At 61.0% G+C, this 26,385-nt stretch carries 26 protein-coding genes and 1 pseudogene; 18 read left to right on the top strand and 9 right to left on the bottom strand.

Annotation, left to right across the window (positions count from 1 at the left end; translation table 11 throughout):
- Positions 1-126 precede the first annotated feature (126 nt).
- From F8R15_RS19655 to F8R15_RS19635, 6 genes and pseudogenes are all read left to right on the top strand, one after another.
- Positions 127-606, top strand: coding sequence for a hypothetical protein (locus F8R15_RS19655; protein ID WP_152845738.1), 480 nt, complete (start codon positions 127-129; stop codon positions 604-606).
- A complete protein-coding gene (locus tag F8R15_RS19650; RefSeq protein ID WP_152845737.1) occupies positions 603-2,549 on the top strand; it encodes a Mu transposase C-terminal domain-containing protein in 1,947 nt (648 codons plus the stop codon). Before F8R15_RS19655 ends, F8R15_RS19650 begins: the two co-directional genes overlap by 4 nt.
- Positions 2,546-3,517, top strand: coding sequence for a TniB family NTP-binding protein (locus tag F8R15_RS19645; RefSeq protein ID WP_152845736.1), 972 nt, complete (start codon positions 2,546-2,548; stop codon positions 3,515-3,517). The genes F8R15_RS19650 and F8R15_RS19645 overlap by 4 nt, the downstream gene beginning before the upstream one ends.
- A pseudogene (locus tag F8R15_RS22145) lies at positions 3,421-3,849 on the top strand (TniQ family protein); the annotation flags it as partial. The gene F8R15_RS19645 and the pseudogene F8R15_RS22145, both read left to right, overlap by 97 nt.
- A gap of 129 nt (positions 3,850-3,978) precedes the next feature.
- On the top strand, positions 3,979-5,313 hold the full coding sequence (locus F8R15_RS19640) for a hypothetical protein (protein ID WP_253732791.1): 1,335 nt from the start codon (positions 3,979-3,981) through the stop codon (positions 5,311-5,313).
- Positions 5,314-5,446: 133 nt separating this feature from the next.
- Entirely contained in the window at positions 5,447-5,641 is a 195-nt protein-coding gene (locus F8R15_RS19635) for a hypothetical protein (protein WP_143595034.1), read from the top strand.
- 33 nt (positions 5,642-5,674) lie between these two features.
- On the opposite strand, the gene F8R15_RS19630 is transcribed toward F8R15_RS19635, so the two are convergent.
- The 4 genes from F8R15_RS19630 to F8R15_RS19615 form a co-directional block, all read right to left on the bottom strand.
- On the bottom strand, positions 5,675-6,214 hold the full coding sequence (locus tag F8R15_RS19630; protein ID WP_152845734.1) for an RNA 2'-phosphotransferase: 540 nt from the start codon (positions 6,212-6,214) through the stop codon (positions 5,675-5,677).
- Between the two features lie 497 nt (positions 6,215-6,711).
- Complete coding sequence (locus tag F8R15_RS19625; protein WP_152845733.1) at positions 6,712-7,464, bottom strand: SUMF1/EgtB/PvdO family nonheme iron enzyme; 753 nt, start codon at positions 7,462-7,464, stop codon at positions 6,712-6,714.
- A 16-nt stretch (positions 7,465-7,480) separates the two neighbouring features.
- Positions 7,481-8,704 (bottom strand): copper-containing nitrite reductase, encoded by a 1,224-nt coding sequence (gene nirK / locus F8R15_RS19620; RefSeq protein ID WP_078602624.1) that lies wholly within the window; start codon positions 8,702-8,704, stop codon positions 7,481-7,483.
- A 59-nt stretch (positions 8,705-8,763) separates the two neighbouring features.
- Positions 8,764-9,192, bottom strand: coding sequence for a pseudoazurin (locus tag F8R15_RS19615; protein WP_152845732.1), 429 nt, complete (start codon positions 9,190-9,192; stop codon positions 8,764-8,766).
- Between the two features lie 210 nt (positions 9,193-9,402).
- On the opposite strand from F8R15_RS19615, the gene F8R15_RS19610 reads away from it, so the two are divergent.
- Positions 9,403-10,110, top strand: a complete 708-nt coding sequence (locus tag F8R15_RS19610) for a Crp/Fnr family transcriptional regulator (protein WP_152845740.1) — start codon at positions 9,403-9,405, stop codon at positions 10,108-10,110.
- Here F8R15_RS19610 and F8R15_RS19605 read toward each other — a convergent pair.
- A complete protein-coding gene (locus F8R15_RS19605) occupies positions 10,052-10,318 on the bottom strand; it encodes a DUF1858 domain-containing protein (protein ID WP_152845731.1) in 267 nt (88 codons plus the stop codon). The two genes, F8R15_RS19610 and F8R15_RS19605, sit on opposite strands and share 59 nt — an antisense overlap.
- Positions 10,319-10,443: 125 nt before the next feature.
- On the opposite strand from F8R15_RS19605, the gene F8R15_RS19600 reads away from it, so the two are divergent.
- Genes F8R15_RS19600 through F8R15_RS19565 form a run of 8 tightly spaced genes read left to right on the top strand, consistent with a single transcriptional unit; the run spans position 10,444 to position 17,240 of the window.
- The gene (locus F8R15_RS19600) at positions 10,444-10,896 is read left to right on the top strand and encodes a cytochrome c (RefSeq protein WP_078571128.1); all 453 of its coding nucleotides are present in this window, start codon (positions 10,444-10,446) and stop codon (positions 10,894-10,896) included.
- Positions 10,897-10,908: 12 nt separating this feature from the next.
- Positions 10,909-12,258, top strand: a complete 1,350-nt coding sequence (locus tag F8R15_RS19595) for a cbb3-type cytochrome c oxidase subunit I (protein ID WP_152845730.1) — start codon at positions 10,909-10,911, stop codon at positions 12,256-12,258.
- A 2-nt stretch (positions 12,259-12,260) separates the two neighbouring features.
- Positions 12,261-13,058: a CbbQ/NirQ/NorQ/GpvN family protein gene (locus tag F8R15_RS19590; RefSeq protein ID WP_152845729.1), complete on the top strand. Its 798-nt coding sequence runs from the start codon at positions 12,261-12,263 to the stop codon at positions 13,056-13,058.
- Between the two features lie 10 nt (positions 13,059-13,068).
- Entirely contained in the window at positions 13,069-14,973 is a 1,905-nt protein-coding gene (locus F8R15_RS19585) for a nitric oxide reductase activation protein NorD (protein ID WP_152845728.1), read from the top strand.
- A 1-nt stretch (position 14,974) separates the two neighbouring features.
- A complete protein-coding gene (locus F8R15_RS19580) occupies positions 14,975-15,148 on the top strand; it encodes a protein NnrT (protein ID WP_152845727.1) in 174 nt (57 codons plus the stop codon).
- Complete coding sequence (locus tag F8R15_RS19575) at positions 15,145-15,369, top strand: NnrT protein (RefSeq protein WP_152845726.1); 225 nt, start codon at positions 15,145-15,147, stop codon at positions 15,367-15,369. The genes F8R15_RS19580 and F8R15_RS19575 overlap by 4 nt, the downstream gene beginning before the upstream one ends.
- Positions 15,370-15,381: 12 nt before the next feature.
- On the top strand, positions 15,382-16,581 hold the full coding sequence (locus F8R15_RS19570) for an NnrS family protein (RefSeq protein ID WP_152845725.1): 1,200 nt from the start codon (positions 15,382-15,384) through the stop codon (positions 16,579-16,581).
- Positions 16,578-17,240 (top strand): NnrU family protein, encoded by a 663-nt coding sequence (locus F8R15_RS19565; RefSeq protein ID WP_152845724.1) that lies wholly within the window; start codon positions 16,578-16,580, stop codon positions 17,238-17,240. The genes F8R15_RS19570 and F8R15_RS19565 overlap by 4 nt, the downstream gene beginning before the upstream one ends.
- A gap of 63 nt (positions 17,241-17,303) precedes the next feature.
- Here F8R15_RS19565 and F8R15_RS19560 read toward each other — a convergent pair whose 3' ends face one another.
- On the bottom strand, positions 17,304-17,729 hold the full coding sequence (locus F8R15_RS19560) for a hypothetical protein (RefSeq protein WP_152845723.1): 426 nt from the start codon (positions 17,727-17,729) through the stop codon (positions 17,304-17,306).
- A gap of 193 nt (positions 17,730-17,922) precedes the next feature.
- On the opposite strand from F8R15_RS19560, the gene F8R15_RS19555 reads away from it, so the two are divergent.
- The gene (locus F8R15_RS19555; protein ID WP_152845722.1) at positions 17,923-18,150 is read left to right on the top strand and encodes a hypothetical protein; all 228 of its coding nucleotides are present in this window, start codon (positions 17,923-17,925) and stop codon (positions 18,148-18,150) included.
- Positions 18,151-18,840: 690 nt separating this feature from the next.
- Positions 18,841-21,510, top strand: a complete 2,670-nt coding sequence (locus F8R15_RS19550) for a cation-transporting P-type ATPase (RefSeq protein ID WP_253732789.1) — start codon at positions 18,841-18,843, stop codon at positions 21,508-21,510.
- Positions 21,511-21,995: 485 nt separating this feature from the next.
- On the opposite strand, the gene F8R15_RS19545 is transcribed toward F8R15_RS19550, so the two are convergent.
- The 3 genes from F8R15_RS19545 to F8R15_RS19535 form a co-directional block, all read right to left on the bottom strand.
- A complete protein-coding gene (locus F8R15_RS19545) occupies positions 21,996-22,640 on the bottom strand; it encodes a helix-turn-helix domain-containing protein (protein WP_098410123.1) in 645 nt (214 codons plus the stop codon).
- A 557-nt stretch (positions 22,641-23,197) separates the two neighbouring features.
- On the bottom strand, positions 23,198-23,815 hold the full coding sequence (gene fixJ / locus F8R15_RS19540; protein WP_152845720.1) for a response regulator FixJ: 618 nt from the start codon (positions 23,813-23,815) through the stop codon (positions 23,198-23,200).
- Positions 23,802-25,325, bottom strand: a complete 1,524-nt coding sequence (locus F8R15_RS19535; protein WP_368731099.1) for a PAS domain S-box protein — start codon at positions 25,323-25,325, stop codon at positions 23,802-23,804. Before F8R15_RS19535 ends, fixJ begins: the two co-directional genes overlap by 14 nt.
- 863 nt (positions 25,326-26,188) lie before the next feature.
- On the opposite strand from F8R15_RS19535, the gene F8R15_RS19530 reads away from it, so the two are divergent.
- A partial coding sequence (locus F8R15_RS19530) for a hypothetical protein (RefSeq protein ID WP_152845719.1) occupies positions 26,189-26,385 on the top strand: 197 nt, incomplete at its 3' end.

Genomic DNA, 26,385 nt, shown 5'->3' with positions numbered 1-26,385 from the left:
GGCGGTGCCCGCTCTCGAAGATCTCAACTCCCAGCGATCTGAGAAACGCAGTCTGAGCATCCATTGCGAAACGCACTCCCATCTTGAGATGGGTATCACCTCGCAGTCCGCGCCGGCGCAGACAACGTGCCGCTCAGACACCGCTTACAACAGGGCTACAAGCCGTGGGCGTACACGCCGGACTTCCGCCTGACCTTGGCCCACGGTGAAAAACTACTCGTCGAAGGGAAAGCACGGCGCTGGCTCGACGCGCACCCGACATTCGAACTGGTCATTGAGACCGTCCATAAGCTCGGTCATCGCCTCATGCTCATTACTGATGAGATGTTCTCAGATGAATCGACCCGCGCACTCCGAACGCTGAAACCTCACGTTGCCCAGGCGCCTGACGTCGCTGCAATTGCAAAGATCAAAGCTCATCTCGAACTTGGCCCCGCAGAATTTCGGCGACTTCTCGAAGCCACAGGCACCAGCCAACGCGATTTGTTCGGCGCGATCATTTCCGGAGCCGCAGTCTTCGATCCTATATCGACTCCACTTCGCCCAACGACGCTCATCAGTCCCGGTACAGGTGAGTTAGACCATCTCAAGGTGCTTCCGATATGAACCTCATTTCCGCCCCAGACGGCCGCCACCTTCGCCATGGAGAGACAATCTATCGTGTCATTGGCCAAGATTCAGTGACTCCGAACATTGTTCTCGAAGATGAAGCCGGCGATCGCTCTTTTCTTCCAGTCGAAGATTTCCGCATGCAAATTGCGCTCGGCAACGTCTCAGAAGCAAAGGTCCCGAATTTCGCGACGCGTCCACTCGATAACGACGCCCATTACGAAAAGGTCTTCCGCGAAGCGGTCCTCAAACGTGTCGCGCGGCATCGAGAAAACGGTCATGGCTGGCCAACTGCTTGGGAGAAAGCGCGTGATGAGCTTCAAAGCGACACAAAGCATTGCGAGAGAGCGCGTAGCTTTCCTTCAATTCGGACAGTCCAGTATTGGCGGCAGCACGCGATGAAGATCGGGTCGCGTGCCATGGTCGACAAGCGCGCGATGTCTGGCAATCGAACCTATCGACATGACGAAGTATTCGAAGAAATCGTCTTCGATTTGCTTGAGTCCAAGTTCCTTACATCAGATCGCATGACGGTCACGCAACTCTCACGACATGCTGCCGCGCTCTATAAAGCCGAATGTGGAAAGAAGGGGCTTCGACCAGCTCCGCATGGTCGTAAAGTGGTTGAGAGCATCATCGCGAGCCTACCGCATGAAGACGTCGTCAAAATGCGCCTCGACTCAAAGGAAGCGCGGCGGCGGCTGAACCAGGCGGCGCGCTTTCAGCAGATCAAAGCGCCATTTGAGCGCCTTGAGGTCGATAGCACAGTCGCCGACATCTTCGTCGTCATAGACGATCAAGGCAATGTTGCGCGGCCGCATGTGACTGCAGCGATAGATGTCGCGACCGGTCTGATTGTCGGCCTTGAGATCGGCATCGAAAACCCTACTGCGGTCACGACTGCGAAAGTGCTGAAAGAAGCGATGACGCCCGCGAGCGACACGTTTTTCGACAAGTTTGAGATTGAAAACCGCTTGAGATTCATGGGCCGACCGCTAACCGTCGTCGCAGATCAGGGCAGCGAAAACAGCGGCGACATCATTCGGCGTTTGATCGCGACTGCGGGATTTGAGTTTCAACAAGCGATCCCTGGGCACCCTGAAAAGAAGCCGTTCATCGAACGCTTCTTCGGAACGTTTTCGGGGTTCGTGACACAGCTTCCGGGCGCCACGAAGACGAAGATGATGCCGAACCGATCGCGCATCGCTCCAGCGAAAGTTGAGGCGAAGCTTACGCTCGAAGATTTCACGGCATTTGTCCAAAAATGGCGTTTCGACAGCTACGCCCTGACAAAGCGTAGGCGTATTCACTCGATCTATCGAATGAGCGAAAGCCCGACCGAGGCTTGGAAGCGTCTCGAACAGGAGTTCTTGGTTCCGGAGCCACCGAGCAAACGAGAGCTTCAGCAGATATTCTTCGCGAAGCGCATGACCAGGAAGCTCCATCACTACGGAATCGAGGTCGACGGGGTTCAATACCATTCCGCAGACTTGAGTTACCTGAGCCGTACGATTGGCATATCCGATGTTGAGGTCTGGCGCGACGTCACGGACATTCGAACCATCGGTGTAACCAACCCGAAGTCGAACGAATTGCTCTTTGTCGGTACCAAAGACCCCGAATGCCCCCCGCTCTCAGTCGAAGAACTGAAGCGGATTCGGAAATCACTGGGCAAAACCTCCGCCGATCGCTTGACGGCAGAAGAACTTCTCAAAAGTGCGGCGGCTGGCCAGCATCATTCCGAGAAACCGCTTGGAACGAAGCATCGACGGAAGCTTCACGAAGCAAAAGCAAACAGGCGCAACCAACGCATCCGCGAGGCAGCATCGAAGCCCCACGCGTCCGCAGAGAGCTTGGTGGAAAGAGCATCCCAAGCATCAAAGCCGATCCAACGCCCAGCGAAACTTGCCAAATTCTCAGATGAGCAGGCCGAGAAATGAACGATCTTCTCTTTGGAAAACGGATCGAGCACGAACGATACACTGCCGCCTACGAAGAGATGTGTGAGCGCATTTCTTTGTGCGCTGACAAAGGTGGCGTCGTCCCACTTCTCGGCCCCACGAGAAGCGGCAAGTCAGAGCTGCTTCGACATCTGCGCAACGACCTGGGACATTGGCGCCGCCTCAACATGGTCGCCGATACTTGCGACTTCGCATTGGGTTCGCTCGCTCCGAAACCGAGCGAAAAAACACTTCTCGGAGCTTTGCTCAGTACAATCGAACCACGCGCGAATTTCAGCCGTGAATCGACCGAGTTGGTCCGAAAGCGTCTGATCAAACTCATTGAAGATCGCAAAATTCGGATCCTTGCGCTTGATGAGGTTAGCCACTGTGCCGAGCGCGGCGCCAACTTTCCGCCTCGTAGTGCGACTGATCATTTCAAGTCTCTCATCGATGAGACCGGCGTCGTGCTGATACTCAGTGGTCTGCCGAAATTTCAAAAGCTGATCGACGACAACGAGCAACTGCGTGATCGCGCCATGCGCACCGTTACTCTTCATCCATATGCTTGGGGCGACGACGCTGATCGAGAAGCTTTTCTTGGTGCCGTGTACCCGTTTTTCGACCTCCTCGAGGAGAACGGCTATACGCTCGATTTTGACCAAGCCGATGCGATCCGTCGACTTTACGGCGCAAGCGGTGGACGCATTGGGCCGGTTGTTCGTTTGCTCTCGCATTGCATTCGGCTCATCGGCGATCGCAAAGCGGTCGAGTTCAGTGATCTGTTGAAAGCTTACCGTGCCTGCACTCAGGCCCAAAGCAATCTGCCGGACATATTTGAGCTCGAGGACTTGGATGATTTCCATCTCGAATGCGCATACGCGAGCGTCATGAAAGATGCCGATCTCGCAGTCGCCCCTACGCGACTTCAGCAATTTTGCGCACAAAAGAGTCTGGTGGGCGAATGAGCGCCCCCAGTGACAGCTTGAGTGATGAAAGCCTCACAGGGCTCCTGCGTCGCGTCGCGGACAGCGAGGGCTACGTAAGCCTTGCGGATTTTTCGCGACGTCTTCGCATGCGCTACGGGCGACACATGGTCGAGCATCTCGAAGACTTGGCCGCCGAGTTGGATGTTAATCTTGACCGGCTGCAAGCGAGAGCGCCTTCGGCCAGACCGCCGGACCCATGCTACGAGTGGCGTTTCGACAGGCTCCATAGCGACCCATTTTGTCCCACATGCCTTCATGAGGGTTTACCGTGGCGAAAGGAATGGCGCCACGCTCTCGTCAGCACATGCGCGATCCACGGTGTCTGTATGCAGGACCACTGCCCGATGTGCGACGCTCGCATCACACCGCATTCCGGCGGACTGAGCACCTGCGACTGCGGATATGACTTGGGCGAAATCTCGGCTGAGCCAGGATCGGTGATGGAAACGCAGTTTTCGCGAGCGCTTGCTGGCAATGGCTCATCTGAGCGCACCGCCCCTGAGATCATCTCCGGCACCGAAGGAACCTCGGAAACCCTTTGGTTTCTGGCATGCGGTTTTGTCGAGAACAGGACCGGGAAGAACGGAAAGGCGCGGGTCCCACAAACGGTTGCCGAGACCCGCGAGTTCATGGCGCCAGCACTCGACCTCCTCAAAGATTGGCCCATCAATTTCGATCGGCATGTATCAAGTCGATGGAACGCTGGAGAAGGTCAAACTGCGAGCCAACGGCTGGGGTCATGGTATCGAGCCCTGATGCACCTAAAAGGAGATCTGGCCAGTTGTTTGCAGGAGCGCTGTCAGCAGGTGATCCGCGAACGCTGTGGGGATCTATACGCTCGTGCGGAACCGAACTCAGAGCCGGACTGGCTCTCGGCGGCTGAAGCGGCACGCAGGCTCGGAATCCGCTCCGATCGGCTCGTAGACGCAGTCGCATCTGGAAAGATCGAGGGAAGACAGACGACGACCGGGCACGGACATCGACACACTGTAATCTCTACGAAATGTATCCTTGATATCGAACGAGATCGCGATCGTTTCTTAGATGCAAGGGAGACAGCGAAACGGCTCGGTGTCTCAAAGTCTCAGCTTTCCTTGCTCAGAGGCGCTGGCGTACTTCGCGAGCTAAGCCTTGAAGAGCGACCACCACTCATTGACGGCGGTTTCGACTGGGCACTCATCGAAACCAAGGTTCACCAGATCGCAGCGAGCAGCGAGGGGATGCCAGCACCTTGCCAGACCATCACCTTTAACCAACTCACATTGAGACGCACTACGGATCGCTCCGCTCTTTTCACCCTGTTTCGCCAGATATTCGACGGAGGCATCAAGCCAGTTTCCATTGCTCATGGCGACAGATTGGGAGATTTTTCTTTCGCGGCTACGGACATTGAGAAGGCCCTTGAGAGCGCAGCTGAAACAGTGATGACAGCACGCGATGTCTCTCGTGTCACAGGCTGGAAGTACGAATGCGTCACGCATTGGTGTGCGATTGGACTGCTCCCCGCGTCACGCACACAACGCGGCAGCTCCGAGATTTGGCTCATCAGACAGAAGGCGCTCTGCGAGTTTCAAGCGACCTATGCAGTCGTCGCCGATCTTGCACGAGCCATGGGTACATCATCGCGTGCATTCTCTGCGGTGCTGGAGGCTGCAAAAGTCGAGACGATCGGCGCAAAGCGCGTCGGTGAAACCAGCCGCGGACGGCTCATCCGTATCTCCGATCTCGCGAGAGCCCTGTCCAAGCTAACAGCAGAAGGCACTCCGGCAGCGTAACTGCGAATTAGTCAGTGAGGAACGCGTCGACCGATACCACACTACAAACCCGCTCTGACTCACGCTGAGATGTAAGGTCTTCTTGATTTTTTGACGATTTTACTGCATTCGAGAATGTCTCAAGGGGTACGCTATGAAGTCTGAGAAGCACTTTTCATTCGAAAAGCGCGCTGCTGAAAAAGCCGCCGCGCGTGCCAAGGATGAGCGCGATATCCGCTCAGGCGTCGTTTCCGCAGCTAAACTCGCGCACGAGAACGGCGGCGGTCGGCGAAAGATCAAACTTCTCGGCCCTTCCGCTCGCATGCAGAAATTAGCTTCTCATTATTAAGCGCTGATCCTTTCAGAGCGAATTACGCCGAGATCAATCGACACTTCGAATGCCAAAACCGAGATACTCGGGCGGCACATGATCGGTTAGCCATACCCCATTATCGGCTCGGCAGAACACGTAGCCATCACGATGCATTCTGCCAGCTTCGACTTGAAGAACTGTTGGCTTTCCATGCCTCTTGCCGACGCAGGCTGCAGTCGACGGATCGCCCGACAAATGCACGTGTCGACGCCCCCCAGGAAGCAATCCGGATGCGAAGATCGCATCCAGGCTTTGAGAGGCGGTGCCGTGATACAGCAACTCTGGCGGCAAAAGCGGCTGCTGACCCAAGTCAACGGGGATCGAGTGGCCCTGGGCAGCCCGAATCTTATCTCTTTGGATAGTGAAACGACGCTTGTCATTCGTCTCCACGAGATCTTCGAGTTGCGCGCGGGTCATGCCGCGACCCGCTTTTTTCATCGCACGCAGCAGTAGGTCGATGCGCACCCACCCCTCAGCATCGAGCGTCACACCGATGTCTTCCGGCTTGTGGCGCAGTATTCGCGCGAGAAACTTGCTCTCTCGGCTCATGTGACTCGACCTCTTTGCTATGGGCTCGAGCATATATCCTGTCACACGCACATTCACGAAACGAAAACACGCTATGGCCGCTTAGAACGCAAAGTCGATTAGAGGCAAGCGCTCGCTTTGGATGACTGCACACCATCGAAAATGATGCGCCAGCAGCGAACCTGATAGCGTTACAGACAAATCTTCTTCTTGTCTGTAACTGCAAATTCGCGAACCGGATTTCGCATCTTTCGCTGACCAACGACCCATAAGCCTGATTATGAAACGGCGCCTCACGCCTGAGAAAACGAGTGACACCCCGGGGCCCATGCAGTGCTTCGGAGAGCAGCCAGTAGGTGCTTGTTACTGGGTCGTTGCCGAAGGAAAGGGCGGGGAGCCGACATTCGCTGCGTGAGAGCCCAAGGTCCAGGCATGCGAGGTTAACTGGAGAGAGTGTGTCGACTTTGGCCAACTGGGAACAGCCAATCGGCCTGGCTCAGCAGAACTGTCGCCGGTTCTCATCGTATCCGGGTTTCACTGACCAGACGCAAGCCGAGATGCGCGGGCGGACTCCCGACCGCGCAGCCGCCGCGCGCCGGGTCGCGGACGAGAAAGGGGATCGCAGCGACATGCTCGCCGCCTGCGAAGAAGGCCGCGCATTTCTTCGGATCGACTGCACCGCCACCCTCCCCGCCATAGCAGTCCTGCGTCCATTCCCAGACCGACCCGTCGAGATCGACGATTCCCTCGGCGCTGGTCGAGAAGCTGCCCCGCGGCGAAAGCTTGCGCGGCGCGAGGCCGGTGGTCAGGTAGGTCGAAGCCCATGTCAGATCGGGATCGGTGAAGATCGGATCTTCCTTTTCCGGTAGCACGTCCTTGGCCATGAACTGCCATTCGGCAATCGTCGGCAGCCGGAAGTCATGGCGCGCCTTGCGATTGATCCAGCCGAGATATTGCTCGACATCGACATGGCTCAGCCCGGTGGCCGGCGTCGTCGCCGTCTCGCTGCCGGGCGGAGCGCGCAAGGCAAGCTCGCAGGCGCCGTCTGCGTGGCAACGGTTCCACTCCGCGACTGTCACTTCGTATTTCTGAACGTAGATCGCATGGCCGTCGGACAGCGTCACCACCCGCTCGGCCATCTGCGGCACATAATCGAGATCGGGGCCGCGCAGGAAACCCCACGCGGCCCCGAGGGCGATGATCGTCGCCCCCGCCGCAAGCACCTTCCGAAGGGAAAGACGGGGCGCGAGAGAGGCAAGTTTGGCGATCATCTCCGGTCTCCTTGGATCAGGTTTCCACCACATGGGGCGGCGTCACCTGCTCCATCAGGGCGTTGTCCCATGCGCCGTCCACCACGAAGTGGGCCGTGGCACCCAGCAGGGCCGCCTCGATCAGGTTGTGGTTGACGTAGGCGTAGACGCCCGGCTGCAGGAAGGTATACATCGCGGCCCCCGCGCTGCCGCCGCGGATGAACCAGGTCTCCTGATCCTTCTGCGGGGGATTGGCGAATTTGCCGTTCTCCCAGACATGGTCGCCATGACCGCCGATCAGGTGCGGACGGCTGTCGCGGTTGGCCTGATTATGAACCATCAGAACCGTGTCGCCGACCTTGGCCTTGAACGCGTTTTCGCCCGTCAGCGCCCCGACCGAACCGTTGAAGACCGAGTGGGTCGGCGTGAGCGTGCGCATCGCCTCGACGCTGTCGGCGAAGTCCTCACCGGCGACTTCGTAGGTCTTGTAATCGCCGTTCTCGTCCATCGGCAGGTAGAAGTCCTGCTCGCCGATATAGGCGATCGTGTCGTAGCGCAGCGGGTTGCCCTCAGCATCCTTGAGCCCGTCGCGCGGCAGCACCATCAGCGTGCCGTTCATGCCGTGGGTGACGTGGTAGGGGATCATCGCTCCGCCCGGCGCGCAGTGATAGGTGAACACGCCCGGCCGCGTCGCCTTGAAGCGCAGCACCGTTTCCTCGCCGGGATAAACGTGGGTCAGGCCACCGCCGCCCAGAGCGCCCGAAGAGGCGTGGAAGTCGATATTGTGCTCCATCTGCGACGCGGCGGGGTTGCTCAGGGTCAGTTCGACATAGTCATCCTGATGCACGATGATCAGCGGGCCGGGGACCGAGCCGTTATAGGTCAGCGCCCAGATGCTCGCGCCGGTATCCTCGTCCACCGTCAGCAGGACCTCCTTGGTCTCCATCCGGATCTCGACGATTTTCGGACCGCCGGTCGCGACCTGCTCGTGCTTGGGCGCGAAGGGCGGAGCGACCAGCTCCTGCCGGACGCGGGTATAGCCCGACAGGTCCACCTTGGGCGCAGCCACCTGCGCCTCGGCTTCGGCAAGGATGAATTTCGGTGCGGCGGGGCGCGGCGCGACATGGGGTGCCATACGCTTCGACGCGGTTCCGGCCATCCCGGCGCCCGCGGTCATCGCCGCTGCGCCTGCCAGAAGAGAGCCGCGCAGCACGTTGCGGCGGTTGGTTTTCACGAGAGCTGGATTGACATATTTCGGCATTTTAGCCTCCACTGGTTAAACGTAGCAGGAAGATGTCGCGCGTTTCCTGCCGCGGGCGCTCACAGCGCGCCCAATTCCTCTTCAAAACGTTCCTTGGCTTTCTTCGGCACGCGGCCCTCGAAGAAATTGTCGGGGGTGGTTGCGTCGCCCACCGCGATCACCATCACCATGCCCATCGCGTAATGCGGCTTGCAGCGCACGGCGTAGAGCCCCTCGGTGTCGAGCGTCACTTCGACCTCTTTGTTGATCTTGCCGGTAAACCCGTCGACTCCTTCGGGGATCATCCCGTCGATGCTTTCGGCGTTGTGACCCTTGTCGGTCGGAATGAAGCGGACCGTGTCGCCGGGAGCGGCTTTCACAAGCGCGGGCTCGAAGACCATCATGCCTTTTTCGCCTTTGTTGAGCATGTGAACCTCGTGGGTCTCGGCGCTCGCCGCACCACCCAGAAGAGCGGTCAGCGCGAGGGCTGAAATCAGGGTGCGGATCATCTTTTGTCCTTTCCTTGGATCCTTGAATTGCCCTCTGTTTAGCGAGCTTGGACGCGTGGTTTTTTGCTCTGGCGCAAACTTCGCGACGCTTTCTCACGAAAACGCGAGAAATATTCACACCCCGTTCGCGACGACGTGACGTTTCATATTGGACGCAGCGCGGGGCGTATGTTTAGAGAAGGCATGAGCGCGCCAATCCCCCGTAAAACCATGCCGCGGCTCGACGAGAGCCTGCTGACGCCGATGCCGCCTTTCTCTCGGCTGGAGAAGCGGCAGATCCGCGAGATTCTCGACCTCGCCAGCGTGCGCCGCTTCGACGAGGGCGTGGCGGTCTTCGAGGAAGGCGCTCCGGCAGAGCGGTTCTACATGCTGCTCGACGGCTATATCCGGGTGATGCGGATCACGCCGACGGGCGAGCAGGTGATCGCGCTGCATATCCCTTCGGGGCAGCTCTTCGGGATCGCGCAGGCGCTTGGGCGCACCACCTACCCTGCCACTTCGGTCACCGCCTCGGAGGCGATCGTGCTGGGCTGGCCGATGCGGCTCTGGGATCAGTTCGTGGCGCAATATGACGGCTTCGCTTCCGAGACCTACAAGACTGTCGGTCAGCGCATCGGTGAGATGAACACCCGCATCGTCGAAATGGCGACCCAACAGGTCGAGCAGCGGGTGGCCAATTCGCTCTTGCGCCTGATCAATCAGACCGGGCGCAAAGTGGAGAACGGGATCGAGATCGACTTCCCGATCACCCGGCAGGATCTCTCGGAAATGACCGCGACGACGCTGCACACGGTCTCGCGCTTGTTGAGCGCGTGGGAAAAGCAGGGAGTGGTCGCGAGCCGTCGCAAGCGGATCACCGTCACTGATCCGCACCGGCTGGTGCTGATTTGCCGGGGCGAGGCCCCGCCGTCTCGATAGACGCTGCAATAGCCTCGTCCAGCTCGGCGATGAAGTCGTCGAGATCGAGCCGATACTCGGTGCAGGCATCGTCGATCGTGTGGAACGGGTTCACGAGGCAGCCCACACAGAGCATCTTGTGACGCATGAACACCTCGATCGTAGCAGGCCAATCGCGCATCAGCGCATCGAGCGTGGCATCGGGATTCTTCCAGCTGGCTTTTGACATGGCGGGACCTCTCTGCCGACCAAGCTAATCCCGGCAATCCAATCAAACGTTGTGCTGGCGCAAACTTCCCAACTGCGAACGCCGCTATCCCTCGGGCCATCGACTGACCCCCAAGGGAGGCCCCAATGGCTGAAATCCTGACCAAGTCGCGGGCGCGAAACATCTTTTACGGAGGATCCATTTTCTTCGTGCTGGTGTTCATCGCACTGACCGCGCAGAGCCACTTCTATATCGTGAACAACTCCACCGCCTCCGCGCCGCTGACCGAACAGATCGCACGCGGCAAGGGCGTGTGGGAACGCAATTCCTGCATCAACTGCCACACCCTGCATGGCGAGGGCGCCTATTTCGCGCCCGAGGTCGGCAACGTGATGACCCGCTGGGGCGTCGCGGACGATCCGCAGGGCGCCTATGAGACGCTCGACGCCTGGATCGCGGCGCAACCCTCCGGCATCGAGGGCCGCCGCCAGATGCCGCATTTCGACATCAACGAAGAGGACATGCGCGCGCTCGCGGAATTCCTCCGCTGGGCCGACCAAACCGACACGCAGGGCTGGCCGCCCAATGATGCGGGCTGAGGAGAGAGACCGATGAAATACCAATCCCAATCCGTGGCGAAAGCCTATTTCTACTGTGCGATGCTGCTATTCGGCGTGCAGGTTCTGGGCGGTCTTCTGGCCGGCTGGATCTATGTCTCACCCAACACGCTCTCCGAGATCCTGCCCTTCAACGTGATCCGGATGATCCACACCAATGCGTTGATCGTCTGGCTGCTGCTGGGCTTCTTCGGTGCGGCCTATTTCCTCGTGCCCGAGGAAAGCGAGCGCGAGATCTTCTCGGTCAAGCTCGCCTATCTGCAGCTCGCGATCCTGATGATCGGGACGCTGGGCGCGGTCGGCTCCTATCTCGTCGGCATCCATGGCGGGCGCGAGTTCCTCGAACAGCCCCTCTGGGTAAAGTTCGGCATCCTCGTCGCAGCCGTGATCTTCCTGATCAACATCTCGCTGACGGTGCTCGCGGGTCGCAAGACCGCGATCACCAATGTGCTGCTGATGGGTCTGTGGCTGCTGTGCCTGCTGTGGATCTTCGCCTTCATCAACCCCGACAACCTGTCGCTCGACAAGATGTATTGGTGGATGGTCGTCCATCTCTGGGTCGAGGCGACCTGGGAGCTGGTGATGGCCGCGATCCTCGGCTTCCTGATGCTCAAGCTGACCGGCGTAGACCGCGAGGTGGTCGAGAAATGGCTCTATGTCATCGTCGCCACCGCGCTGTTCTCCGGCATCCTCGGGACCGGGCACCACTTCTACTGGATCGGCACGCCGGGCTACTGGCAATGGGTGGGCTCGATCTTCTCGACCTTCGAGGTGATCCCGTTCTTCCTGATGATGTCGTTTGCCTTCGTGATGGTCTGGAAAGGCCGCAAGAACCACCCCAACAAGGCAGCACTCCTGTGGTCGCTGGGCTCATCGACTGTAGCCTTCTTCGGCGCAGGCGTCTGGGGCTTCCTGCACACGCTGCACGGGGTGAACTTCTACTCCCACGGCACGCAGATCACCGCCGCGCACGGCCACCTCGCCTTCTACGGGGCCTATGTGGCGCTCAACCTCGCGGTCTTCACCTATGCGATGCCGATGCTGCGCGGGCGCGATCCCTACAACCAGGTGCTCAACATGGGTGCATTCTGGCTGATGACCGGCGGCATGGCCTTCATGACTTTCGTGCTGACCTTCGCAGGCACGATCCAGACCCACATGCAGCGGATCGTGGGCGACTACTACATGGACGTGCAGGACAGCCTGTCGATCTTCTACCTGATGCGCTTCGGCGCGGGGGCGGCGGTCGTGCTGGGGGCGCTTCTGTTCATCTACTCGCTCGTCGTCGTGCGCCGGCGTGAAGTCATCGCACCCGGTCCCGCAACCCCCGTGGCAGGAGAATGACGATGTCTCTCGACATGACGAATGCACAGATCCCCTACTACCACCCGACCGGCCGCGAATGCGCCCTGTTCGAGCGCGCCCATGACAACGGTTTGCCCCTTCTTCTGAAGGGGCCGACCGGCTGCGGCAAAACCCGCTTCGTCGAGCATATGGCGGCGCGGCTGAACAAGCCGGTCTACACCGTCGCCTGCCATGACGACCTGTCGGCGGCGGACCTGATCGGGCGCTACCTGCTGAAGGGCGGCGAGACCGAATGGGTCGACGGGCCGCTCACCCGCGCCGTGCGCGAAGGGGCGATCTGCTATCTCGACGAGGTGGTGGAGGCGCGCAAGGACGTGACCGTGGTGCTGCACCCGCTCACCGACTCGCGGCGTCGCCTGATCATTGACCGCACCGGCGAGGAACTCGACGCCCCCGAGGGGTTCATGCTCGTGGCCTCCTACAACCCGGGCTACCAGAGCGTGCTCAAGCGGCTGAAGCCCTCGACGCGGCAGCGGTTCCTGTCGATCGCCTTCGACTTCCCCGAGGCCGATGCGGAGACCCGCGTGATCACCGCCGAGACCGGCCTGCCGGTGGCGCAGGTGGTACCGCTGGTGCGCCTTGCCGGGCATATCCGCAAGCTCTCGGGCATGGATCTGGAGGAAGGCGTCTCGACCCGGCTTCTGGTCTATGCCGCGCGGCTGCTCGGAGCGGGCATCGCGATCGAGGAGGCGCTGGAGACCGCCGTGGTCCAGGCGCTCAGCGACGAGCCGGATGTCCAGCAGGCGCTGCGCGACCTGATCGCCACGATCTACGGCTGAGGAGCACGTCATGAAACTGATGGACCTGATGGAGCCCGAGGAAACCGTAGGCGAGATCTGGCACGATTTGGCCAAGGATATCGGTCAGGACGATCACCACCCCGACGCCGCGGTCGAACTGGCCGCGCTGCGCCCCTCGCTCGCGCTCCTGCTGCGCGCACTTGGTGGCGGCGCGGATGTCGAGATCGTCGAGGCCCCGGTCACCCCGGTCCGTCACCGCCAACCCGTCCGGCGCCGCCTTGGCGCCGGGCGCGAGACCGAGCGCGTCGCCCGCTTCGACGGCGCGCGGCTGCGCCTGCCGCCGGTGATGGATGTCTTCCCCCGGTCTGACCTCAACCGTGCCGCCTATTTCTGGCTGACGGCGCTGGCGGCGCTCAGCCGCGACGCGATGCCCGATTTGCCCGACGAGACCGACGGCCCCGCGATGGATTGCGCGCAGATCCGCGCCAATGCGCAGGCCTGCGATCTGGCCTATCGCCGCTGCATCGGGCTGCGTGCGTCCTACCGCGAGATGGCGGCGCTCACCCTCGCACGTCGCCGCAGATTGTCGCGCCCTGCGACCGAGGCCGCGCTGGAGGCCGCGCTCTGCGACCAGCTTTCCGCCGATGCCATTCCCGCAGCACTGCCCGAGACTGCGGAGGGCGCACGCGGTTACATGCCGCTCGCCCCGGTGCCGATCTGGCTGCAATTTGCTCCCAACACCGCAGGCCGCAGCGCCGCCTCGGAAGAGGCCGACGCCCCCGCCTCCGCCCCGACCGCGATGGCCAGCACGCAGCGCAAGCATGGCGAGCGCCGCGATCTCGATCAGGCGCGCCGCCGCGACAGCTTCATCATCCACCGTTTCGAGTCTATCCTGTCTTGGGTCGAGGCGCTCAACGTCAATCGCTCGGTCGACGACGATGACGCGGACAACGCCGCCAAGGCCGCCGAGGATCAGGACCAGATCACCCTGACGCGCCACGACCGCAAGGCTGCGACGCGACTGCGGCTGCATCTCGACCTCTCGCCCGCCGAGGCGGAGCACGAGGCGCTGGCGGGCGAGCATGTCTATCCCGAATGGAACCACCGCAGCCGCGCCTATATGGAAGGCCACTGCCGGGTGCTCGACGCACCCGCGCGGCCCGAAGCCAAGCAGAGTTTCCGCGCCGATCCGCGCTATATCCGCGCCGTGCGCCGCCAGTTCGAGGCGCTGCAACCGCGCCGCATCCTGCGCCCGCGGCAGATCGACGGGACCGAGCTGGACCTCGACGCCGTCATCGCCAGCCGCGCCGATCTCGCCGCGACCGGGCGGGGCAGCGACCGGATCTGGCAAAGCCTGCGCAAGGTGGAACGCGACCTCGCCGTGGCCTTCCTGATCGACACCTCGCGCTCCACCGAGGCCGCGATCGGCGAAAGCTGCGTGATCGACATCGCGCGCGAAGCGATGTCCGCGCTGGCCGAGGGGCTGGATGCGGCGGGCGACCGTTTCGCGATCTGGGGTTTCTCGTCGCTGAAGCGCGACCGGGTGTTCCTGACGCGCGTGAAAGGCTTCGAGGCCCCGATGGCGCCGCCGATCCACAGCAATATCGCGGCGCTGCGCCCGGGCCATTACACGCGGCTCGGTACCGCGATCCGCCACGTCTCGGCACAGCTCGCGCAGGAGAGCGCGAGCCGCAAGCTGCTGATCGTGCTGACCGACGGCAAGCCCAACGATCTGGACCACTACGAAGGCCAGCACGGCATCGAGGACAGCCACATGGCCGTGCGCGAAGCCCGCCGCGCGGGCCAGGGTCTGCACGGCGTCATCATCGACGAGGACGGGCAGGACTGGTTCGCGCGCATTTTCGGGCGCGGCGGCTTCACCCTGTTGCCCCGGCCCGAACGGCTGCTGCGCGCCCTGCCCGATATCTACCGCTCGCTCACACAGGAGACCTGACATGCGCAAACTGACCCTTTTTCTCGCCCTCGCCCCGGCCGCTGCACAAGCCGCAAGCTTCGAGCGCCCGATCCCACAGGCGCAATCGGCCACCGCCGAGTTCTGGTTCGCATTGGCCACGCTGGCGCTCATCGCGGCGCTGGCAGTGGTGGCGCGGGTGGTCGCGCGGCGATGAGCCCGCGCTGGTCCCCCGCCCGGATCGCGCTGCTGCTCTACCCGTTCGGCTGGGGCGCCTTCGCGGTCAACGTGTTCTTCGCCTCGTTGATCGGGTCGTGGGTCGGGCTGCCGGTCGCGACTCCGGTCGTCTCGCTGGGGCTGGGCGCGATCGTCGCCCTGCCCGCGACCTATGCCTTCGCATGTCACATCCGGCGGCTGATGGACGCTGCCGAGAGCTGAAAGGAGCCGACCATGGCCATGTCTTCCACAGAACTGATGCGCCGCTGGCAGGGCCCGGCGCTACTGTCGGGCGGCTTTCGCCCGTTCTTCTTCTTCGGTGCGGTCTGGGCTGCGCTGGCGATGGCGCTCTGGGTGCCGGCACTGACTGGGCTGATCGAGCTGCCGACGCGGCTCGACCCGGTCAGCTGGCACGCCCATGCCTTCCTCTTCGGCTATCTCGGCGCGGCGATCGCGGGCTTTTTGCTGACGGCGGTTCCGAACTGGACCGGGCGGTTGCCGGTCGTGGGTTGGCCGCTCCTTGGCCTCGTCACACTCTGGACGCTCGGGCGGCTGGGGTTGCTCGCCTCGGCGCATCTGCCTTTCGCGCTGGTCGCGAGCGTCGATCTCGCCTTCCCGCTGGCGCTTGGCGGCGTCGTGCTGCGTGAGATCGTGGCAGGGAAGAACTGGCGCAACCTGCCGGTGCTGGGATTGCTGAGCGTCTTCACCCTCGCTGACCTTCTGTTCCTGATAGAAGCCGCGCAGGGCGGCTATGCAGCAGCGGGTATCGGGATGCGGCTGGGCCTTGCCGCCGTGCTGATGATGGTCGCGCTTATCGGAGGGCGGATCATCCCCTCCTTCACACGCAATTGGCTGGTCAAGGAGAACCACCCGGCGCGCCCGGCCCCGCCGATGCAACGCTTCGACAAGCTTGCGATGGTGGCTGTGGGTGCGGCGCTACTGGCTTGGGTCGTCCTGCCCGAGGCGCAGCTGACCGCGGCGCTGCTGCTCGCGGCCGGGGTGCTGCACCTCGCGCGGCTGTCGCGCTGGAAAGGCGGGCTGACGCTGCGCGCGCCGATCCTGTTCGTGCTACATCTGGCCTATATCTGCCTGCCGCTCGGGGCGCTGACGCTTGGCTTTGCGATCCTGCTCCCTGCGGCCCTCACCCCCGCCACGGCGCTGCATCTGTGGACGGCGGGCACGCTTGGCGGGATGACGCTCGCGGTGATGAGCCGTGCCTCGCTCGGCCACACCGGTCGCCCGCTGGAGGCCAGCGCCGGAACCGTCGCGGTCTATGCCGCCCTCTTCGTCGCGATGATCGCACGGCTCCTCGCGGGCTGGTTCGGCCTGAGCGCGCTTTATTCTGTCTCCGGCGTGGCTTGGTGCGCGGCTTTCCTCGGCTTCGCGATCCTCTATGCTCCGGTGCTGTGGCAACCCAGACGGAGGGCGCAATGATGTGGCTGGCTTATGGCGGAGTTTTCGCGGCCTTCCTCGCGACCCATTCGATCCCGACGCGCCCGACGGTGAAGGCGCGACTGATGGCGGCGTTCGGCGCGTCCGGTTTCACCCTTGGCTATTCGCTCCTGTCGACGGCGATGCTGCTGATCCTGATCCGCGCCGCCGCATGGCCCGATCCGATCTATATCTGGCCGCCTACGCTATGGGCGATGGAGGCGACGCGGGGCGGGATGGCGCTGGTCTGCATGTGGTTCGCCGTGGCGCTCGGCCATCCGAACCCGTTCTCCTTCGGGGGCAGCCGCCGCAAGAGCTTCGCCCCGGATCGCCCCGGCCTCGTGCGCCTCACGTGCCACCCGATGCTGCTGGGCCTCGCGAGCTGGGCCGGGCTGCACCTGCTGCCGAACGGCGATCTGGCGCATGTGCTACTGTTCGGGACGCTCGGAGGGTTCGCGCTGCTTGGTATGCGGCTGATCGACCGCAAGCAACGCCGGGAGATGGGTCCGGAGGTCTGGGCCGAGACGCTACGCCGGGCGAAAGCCGCGCCCCTGTTTGCGGGGTTCACGCTGGCCGATCTCGGTCGGGCGGCGCTTGGCCTCATCGCCTATCTGGCGCTACTCCACCTGCATGAGTATTTCGCAGGCGTCGCTCTGGTGTAAGAAACGCGCGTTTCTAACTTTCGGAGACGTTCGTTGGTGCTGGCGCGCAACGTCAGGCTCTGCTCACGTCGCTTGTGCAGCAGAGCTCAGATGACGCCGAAAGTGCCGCACCATTTGCTCTATCTGCTCACCGATCACCGGCTTTTCGAACTCGGCGACGATGTTCGGAAATTTCGATTGTTCGAAATTGATGACCTCTGCGCCGCTGCGAATGATGATTGTCGGGATCTCATGCCGTTTCAGCCAAGGCAGAGCCTCGGCCGCTTCTGCTTCGTGGAGCGTGACGTCGACGACTGCGGCCAAGAATCCGTCTTTCCCATGACCCTTCAACTCTCCCGCGTCACACGTGACGCAATGCCACGTGGGATACCCTGCCTTCCCCAGCACCTGCTCAAGATCGAGCGCCAAAATTGTTTCGCTCGTGAATAATGCAACCGGGCGAGGCTGAACCAGATGGCCTCTATATGTCTCCGCATTTTGCTGTTCCATACCAACAATGCTATCATAAGAAGGAATATTTTTAAATTATTTCAGATGCATAACTTGAAGCCACTGAGTTATCGAACAACCTTGCCTGAAAGCAGCCTGTGACGTTTCTGGCTTCGGTTGACGTTTTTCTGCTATACACTAAGCTTTGTAACCTTGCGTCAATTGAGTAGATTGCGTCTCACCGGAGCGTTTCATGACAAGTGAACACGGCAAGCGCCTGACGAGGCTGCAAATCATGGTTTCGGATGACGAAATCCAAGCTTTGGATGATTGGCGGTTTTCCGAAAGGATGCCCAGCCGGGCTGCCGCCATACGCGAGTTGCTGCGGCGGGGCCTTGGAGCTGAAGGCTACAATGGAGAAGCTGGCAAGCAGGGAAATTCGGGTAGCTTCGGTGTGATTAACACCAACGACGACAAATAAGCGCGCGGTTTGCCGCGGCCACTTGCGCCGGATGGTAAAGAGCCTCGTGCATCGTGGACGCCTTCTTCGAAAATTTTGAGCCCATGAGACCATTGCGAACTTCAGCAAGTTCGGCGGGCAGTCACTTAGAAGTGCTGAGCGGATGGCAGGTCTCGAGAAACTACGCTGAAGCAAATTGCGGCAGCCTGGAAGTCGGCAATGGACAGAGAACGCTCTTCTGTCCAAAAGGGCGGAAACCGGTCATTCGCTGCAGCGCGGACGAATGTCTGCTAAGGCACCTCGGTATCAGCGGTGACCCCTCGGTTGCGAATTAGATCAGGGTCCCTCTGCTCTGCAAGTCAAGGAAAGGGTGGCGCAAAGCGACCTATTTCGCCTATCGCGTCGGCATCTTCGTCGCGGACAATCTGATCAAGCTGACAAGTTTCTCGCGAATAAGTTAGTGCTCACGGCACCCTGCTCGCGCAATTTCCAAGGGTCGCGTCTCAGTGGAGTTGCTCAATCAAGTAATCTCCCACATGATGAGTGCCGAGTTTCCAGCAGATCAGATCGAACCTGACGCCTCTTCCCGACGCGATGAGGAGCCACATGCCGCCCCATCCCATCCGCCCCAGACAAAGCGCGGAGATCCTTCATTCACTTGATGCCCGACCTCTGGCGGCAGAGCAGTATAGCCCGTCGAGACTTCACGCATTGTCCCCGACTGAGGCCCTTCAGGCAGTCTCGGCCAGGGCGGAAGGACTTAGCAGCGAGGAAGCGGCGCGGCGCCGAGTCGCGCACGGACCCAACCAGCTACCCGAACCGCCCCGACGAAGCCCGCTGCTGCGCTTCTTGGCGCACTTCCACAACGTGCTGATCTATGTGCTGCTCGCCTCCGCCGCGGTGACGGGGGCTCTTCAGCATTGGCTGGACATGGGTGTGATTCTTGCCGTTGTAATCGTCAACACGGTGATCGGCTATGTCCAAGAAGGCCGCGCCGAGCAAGCAATGGCCGCGATCCGGGATATGCTGGCGCCGCGCTCGGCGGTGCTGCGCGACGGACGCCGACAGACCCTTGAGGCGGCCGATCTGGTGCCCGGCGACATCGTGCTGATCGAGGCGGGTGATCGGGTGACAGCCGATCTTCGGTTGATCGCGGCCCGGGGGCTGAAGGCAGAGGAGGCGATCCTGACCGGCGAATCCGTGCCGGTCGACAAGGGCACCGCATCGGTCGCGGAGGATGCGCCGCTGGGCGACCGGAATTCGATGCTCTTCTCGGGCACGCTGGTGGCCGCCGGGGCGGGACGCGGCGTCGTCGTGGCGACGGGCGCACAGACCCAGATTGGCCGGATTAGCGGCATGCTGAGCCGGGTCGAGACGCTGACGACGCCGCTCGTCGCGCAAATGGACCGCTTCGCCCGCTGGCTGACGGTCTTCATCCTTATGGTGGCGGCGACACTCCTGACCTATGGCTACTTCGTCGGCCACCTGCCCTTTTCGGACCTGTTCATGGCCATCGTCGGCCTCTCGGTAGCTGCGATTCCCGAGGGATTGCCAGCAGTGTTGACGATCACCCTCGCTGTCGGGGTGCAGGCAATGGCTCGACGCAACGCCATCGTTCGCCGCCTGCCGGCGATCGAGACGCTGGGCGCAGTCTCGGTGATCTGCTCGGACAAGACCGGAACGCTGACGCGCAACGAAATGACGGTGGCCTCACTCGCTGCGACCGAGCACGTTTATTCCGTGATGGGCAACGGTTACGCTCCCGAAGGCGCGGTGCGCTGGCGCGATGCCGATATCGACCCGGACGACCACGCGGTTCTGATGGAATTCGCCCGTGCCGCGGCGCTTTGCAACGATGCGCTGCTGCACAGCCATGCCGAAGGCTGGCGTGTCGAGGGCGACCCGATGGAGGGCGCGCTCATGGCGCTCGCTGGCAAGGTCACTCGAGACGGGCCCGAGCCCTTCCGCGAATGGTCCCGTGCCGATGCAATCCCCTTCGATGCCGCGCATCGCTACATGGCCACGCTGCACCGCGACCGCAAAGGCCACGCCTGCATCCACGTCAAGGGCGCCCCCGAGGCGGTGCTCGCACTCTGCGCCGACCAGCGCAGCGCCGACGGCAGCACGGAACCGCTGGAGGTCGATCACTGGCACGCAGCGATCGAGGAGCTCGCTGCCGAAGGCCAGCGGGTGATCGCGGTCGCCACACGCGCGGTGTCTGCGGGCCACGCCGAGTTGGTGTCGGCTGACCTCGAGGGGCAGCTGACCCTCGTCGGGCTGATCGGCCTGATCGATCCCCCGCGGGCCGAAGCCATCGACGCCGTCGCCGACTGTCATGCCGCGGGTATCCAAGTGAAGATGATCACCGGCGACCATGCCGCCACGGCGCGCGCCATCGCCGGAAGAATCGGGCTGAAGAACGCCGAGCGCGTTCTCACCGGCGCGGATATCGAAGCGATGGACGACGCCGAACTCGCCGACGCGGCCGTGAAGACGGACATCTTCGCGCGCACCTCTCCGGCCCACAAATTGCGGCTCGTAACAGCCCTGCAATCGCAGGGGCTGACCGTCGCCATGACCGGAGACGGGGTCAACGACGCACCGGCGCTAAAGCGTGCCGATGCCGGGATCGCCATGGGTCGGAAGGGCAGCGAGGCGGCCAAGGAGGCCGCCGAATTCGTACTCGCCGACGACAATTTCGCATCTATCGCCGCCGCAGTGCGCGAGGGCCGGACGGTCTATGACAATATCAAAAAGGTCATCAGCTGGACGCTACCCACCAATGCTGGCGAGGCAATGACGATTGTCGCAGCGCTCTTTGCCGGCATGACACTGCCGATTTCGGCGGTGCAAATCCTCTGGGTAAACCTGATCACCGCCGTGACGCTGGGCGTCGCGCTCGCCTTCGAACCGTCCGAGCCCGGCACCATGCGCCGGCCGCCTCGCCCGCGCGCCGCGCCGCTGCTGACGGGTCAACTGGTCTGGCACATCGTGCTCGTCTCGTCGCTATTCCTGATGGCGGTTTTCGGAATATATTTCTACGCCACCGACCGGGGCTATTCACCGGTCCTCGCGCAGACGATGGCGATGAACACCTTGGTCGTGCTCGAGATTTTCCATCTCTTCTTCATCCGCAACATCCACGGCACCTCACTCACCTGGGCGGCTGCCCGGGGAACGCCGATCATCTGGGTCTGCGTGCTCACCGTCATAGCCGCTCAGTTCGCGATCACCTACGTCCCCCCTCTGCAGAAGGTGTTCGGAACACAAGCCGTGCCGTTCCCCGAAGGCGTATTGATCATCCTGATCGGCATCGTTTTCTTCGCCCTGATCGAGATCGAGAAGCAGATGCGGCTCGCGCTTCGAAGCCTCGCCAACTGAAAGGAACCGGTTTGCTCAACTGCCCGGAAAGGGCTCTTTGATCCGGTCGGGTGACCTTAATGGAAAACGCCAGTCTCAAATGGTCCAGTTTTCACTGGGCGGAGCGATGGCACCGAAGTTCGCCCCCTTTTTTCGAACTCAATGCAACCAAAAGTATAATATGCAACGGACCTCCCACCTCATCTGTAAGCCAAAAACGTTAATAAGAGCGGCTCAAGAAGCAAGTTGGAAGTGACCTAACCGAAGAAGTGCTCGACGATCGCGAACTGAGGATTATGGATTCTGCCCGGGCCCGGTTCAGGGCATGGACACGGGAGCTGGGCTGCCTGCATTGCGGTATCGTCGAAACCGGTATCGCGATTTGGCGGTCCAAGAACTGCGAATGACCGAAGACCCGCAGCCCCGATACGGCTGCGCGGTGTCATGGCCACACCGCCTCGGCCGAGCTTCCATTTGTGCCAAAGGGGACAAGATTGCCTCCTTATTTACTCAATCATTTCCTGAAGCGCCTCCAGCGCTGAAATTTCGATGCACCGGGCACTATGCAGCCGAATTAGCCCGTCCTTCTTCAGCCTGCTCAGGCCGCGGGATACTGTCTCGATGGTCAGACCAAGGTAATCCGCGATATCGGAGCGGGTCATGGAGAGTTCCACGTAATGCTGCCCTCCCTGACGGTTGGCCATATCGAGCAAGAACGATACAAGACGCTCGCCCGCGTATTGCCGACCAAGAACCAGCTGTTGACCTTGCGCGGCGAGAAGGTGTGCCTTGAGTGCGCTCAGCCAAACTTCAGTCAGGGAAACCTGCACATCGTGAACGGCAACCGAGCTATCCTCGATCGCTTCCGCAAAGAACTCATAAGTGCCGTGCGCGGCAAAACCGAAGACCTCGCCCGGCATGCAGAAGGCCAGGATCTGGCGCCGGCCATCAGCGAACAGATGGTAGAGACGGACCATCCCGCCTTTAACCGTGAAAATCTTTCCGGCGTGGTCACCCTGTCCAAAGATGAGTTCGCCCGCAGCATAGTTGGTCACCGGGTTCACCGGGGAGGTGGCAAACGTGTTCTTGTGATTTCCAACCTTCGCGATCCGGGCCAGTGCGGCGAATTCGCGGTTGCTTTGAATGGTCATGGTGATCTCCCTGTCCTACGCAGGAAGATTCATCGCGCATATCCATCGTTTGCGAAATTCGGAGATGTCCGTACGGGATTCTACTTAGAGCGAACCTTTGGATTGAGGCTGTGCGCGACTGCCTCGACAAGTCGTTCCCCAAGGAGGGGCTTTAGCAGGATGGTGCCCCTGAAGGTATCAGGCATCGTCGGTAGGCGGTCAGCCAAAAGAACGATTGGAACGGCAAAACCCATGACCAAGTGCCACCCATCTTCCTCTGAGGAAATGGCGTCTTCGTCGATCACCGCGCAGCCGATTTCTGCTGACCCCGATACCTCTCGCATCGTCCGGAGACTGCCAGACGACATAACAAGCAAGCCCTCTGCCTCAAGAGCAAAGGCTATGGATCGTCGCAACCCGTCATCCCGGGCAACGACAAAGACGAATTGCCGCGTGTCCAGCTGTCCTCTCCTTGCGATAACGCAGAGATAGTTTTTCCCCTGCGCACGCTATACTGCCTCAGACAAGCGCGTCCGGCGTTGAGGTAAGTCAATTTGAGAATGTGTGCGGGCGCCCGGCTATTGCGCGAGGAACCCCGCTGCGAGTGCCATTCGCACGAGTTCGGGCAGACTCCCGGCTGCCATCTTGGACATCACCGACGCCCGATGGACTTCGACCGTACGGGGACTGATATTGAGATCGTAGGCGATCGTCTTGTTCGGTAGGCCTGACTCGACACCGGACAATACCTCCTTCTCCCGTCCGCTCAGACGGTCGAGACGGCTGCGAATGGCATCGGTGTTCTCAATCTCGACTTCTGCTTCCAACTCGGAGGCGATGCGGTTTATCGCCTCGATCAGGCTTTCTTCTTCGAAGGGTTTCTCGATGAAGTCGCGGGCGCCCGCTTTCATCGCTTCGACCGCCAATGGCACGTCGCCGTGGCCCGTAACCACGATCGCGGGAATGCGAACCTGAAGGCGTCTCAGCTGGCGAAGTAGCTCAACACCATCAAGATCTGGCATCCTCAGGTCGGTCACCAAGCACGCTTGTTGGATCGTTGGCGCTGCAGCGAGAAAGTCGGTCGCAGACTGGTGTTGTCGCACCGTGAAGCCCGCCATCGTGAGCATAAAGGCAAGTGACTTTCTCACCACTTCCTCGTCGTCGACGAGGTGAACCATAAAATTATCCGGCAGCATGTGCTCTCTCATCTTCGTAGATTGGCAAGGTGAAACGGAAGGTCGCACCACCGTCGGCATTCTTCGACACTTCGATGGTGCCTCCATGGGACTCGATGATGCGCTTGGAGATCGAAAGCCCGATCCCCATACCTCCGGACTTCGTCGTCACGAACGGTTTGAACAGCTGCGGTGCGATCTCCTCGGAAATCCCTGGCCCGGTATCGGAGACCTCTACGACCACTTCCTCAGGGCCATCTGCGAAAGTCCGAACGCTCAACCTTCTTGCATCGCTGTTGCGCATAGCTTCGATCGCATTACGCATCAGGTTGGTTAGCACCTGCTGTATCTGAACGCGATCGACCAACAGCGGGCCCACTGTGGGATCAAATTCGAAGTCTGACTGAACGCCCACGTCGTTCGTGCCCATCAGCGCGAGAGCGCTCGCTTCCTCGACAAGCCTGCGGAGATCCTCGACAGAATTCTGGCTGTCACCTCGGACAACAAGTTCCCTCAGATGGGAGATGATCTGGCCCGCCCTAAGCGACTGGCGAGCCATTTCCTCGACCGCTTCTCGCATTCTTGCGGCAGTTGCATCGGGGACCTGATGCAGCAGGCGAGTGCACCCCTGCGCATAGTTGGCAATGGCTGACAACGGCTGGTTCAACTCGTGGGCCAGAGTGGAGGCCATCTCACCCAGTTCGTTCAATCGTGCGAGGCGCGCCAACTCCGCTTCGACCTCTTGCAACTGTGCGCGCGAGTTGGTGCGTTCCGTCAGATCTTGGACGAAGCCGGCGAAGAAAATCTCCTCACCGTGGCGGATCTCTCCGACCGTCAGCTTCATGGGAAAGGTTGAACCGTCCTTGCGCCGCCCCACGACGATCCGGTCGATTCCGATAATGCGCTTCTGACCCGTGGTGAGGTAGCGCTGGATGTAACCGTCATGCTCGGCATGATACGGCTCCGGCATCAGCATGTTGACGTTCTGCCCGACGACCTCTTCTTCGGGGTGGCCAAACTGTCTTTCGGCTGCCGCGTTGAAGGACGTCATGATTCCATTGGCATCGATGACGATCGTTGCATCCGGCGACGAGTTGAACAGGGTACGCAGATGTGCCTCGCGTTCCCGAAGCTCCTTCTCCGTATCATCCATCTGCCGACGCGTGCGATGGAGCATCTCGCCCATCCAGGCGATGACGAAAGCGACAACCACGAACACCGCATAAGGCAATAGAGGCACCGCCTCGAGACTATGTAGGCTGAACAACGCCGCACTTCCGATGACCGACAGTCCGATCGCGAGTAGAGCCGGACCTATTCCCCCGATCACCGAGGCGGTCAGGATTGCTGGAAGGAATATGATAAGGAGCGAGCCGTCGTTGAGCACGCCCCGAAGAGCGAGCCCAATCAATGCAACGGTGGCCACCGCGACTACTGCGATCGCATATCGATAGAGGTTTCGCCGAAACAGCGCACCAGCGGCGGCGCGCTGATGCTCCTTCCTACTTTCTTTTGCCCGCTCCGCCGTCACGGCTCCCAGCCTCCTGGCTTAAACCCAGCTCGTCGGCGACGTCATTATCATCGCCGTCAAACAGGTGATTACGCCCTATGAACCACAACACGCGCAGGCCGCGGCAGCGCGAGACCGCACATTACCGAAAAGGAGTATCTCCCGCATAGCTTTGTTTCTCAACCCATTGAGGTGAAGGAAATCCAACAATGCTCAAGTGCGTTGACGAAACACCGCGAACTCGAGCAGACAAGCCTGCCCTCTCAATGTTGCGCCGGATAAAACCTGCAAAGCCCTGCTGCTCCGCAGCACTTAATGAGGCAGGAGGACGACCGCCATCGGTCGTTCACGGCATCCCCCGTGACGGGCGGAATTCGTTCCTTCGCTGCGCTCATTGCGAATGTCTGGTTCCGCTCAACAGCGAAGGTTATCGCGCCCGAAACCAGATTATCTCTGCGCTCCATATGCTTTTCCCTAAGCGGAAACTGCCTATCAAACCTCGCTCTCCAACATTTTGAATCCAGATCTCTGGCACCCTTCGTCAAGACGGCCCGACGGTCCACTTTCAACGCGATCTGTCCGCTTACCTTCCGATATGGCCGTCGGGCGGCGGCGACACGAAAGTGACGATTTGTATTGGCGAAGGCGCAGCCCCGCCTTCCCGTCTCTATTCCGCAACACTCACACCGGATCAAGAACTCGTTGATGCAAATCAACTCAAGCGGCTGGGGATGTGTTAACCCCGAGGCTGAAGTCCGTGCGAGGGAACTTCAGAAACGCGCCGAGGCAAACGCACGGACATATCGTCAGTACGATCGAGTGAAGAGTCGCTGGTTTCGCGTGCGAAATTTATCGTGGCGATCGCCTTGGGAATGGGACAAAAAATGACACATACTCTGCTCACCAATTTGAAACGAACCGTAGCGCCGGCGGCTTTGCTGCTGTGCCTCGGGAATCCGGCCTGGTCGGGCACCTTTGATGACGCACCCGTCATCAGCGTGACCGGCGATGGTCTCATCTTCTCCGATCCGGCGGAAGGCGTGCAGCCGCCCGGCCTCAAGGCCGTGACGGGGGAGGTCAA

It is taken from the genome of Thioclava sp. JE_KL1 (genome assembly GCF_009296265.1).
Taxonomy (GTDB): Bacteria; Pseudomonadota; Alphaproteobacteria; order Rhodobacterales; family Rhodobacteraceae; genus Thioclava.
The sequence above is the reverse complement of the archived record's forward strand: the minus strand, read 5'-3'. Positions and strand labels throughout refer to the sequence as shown.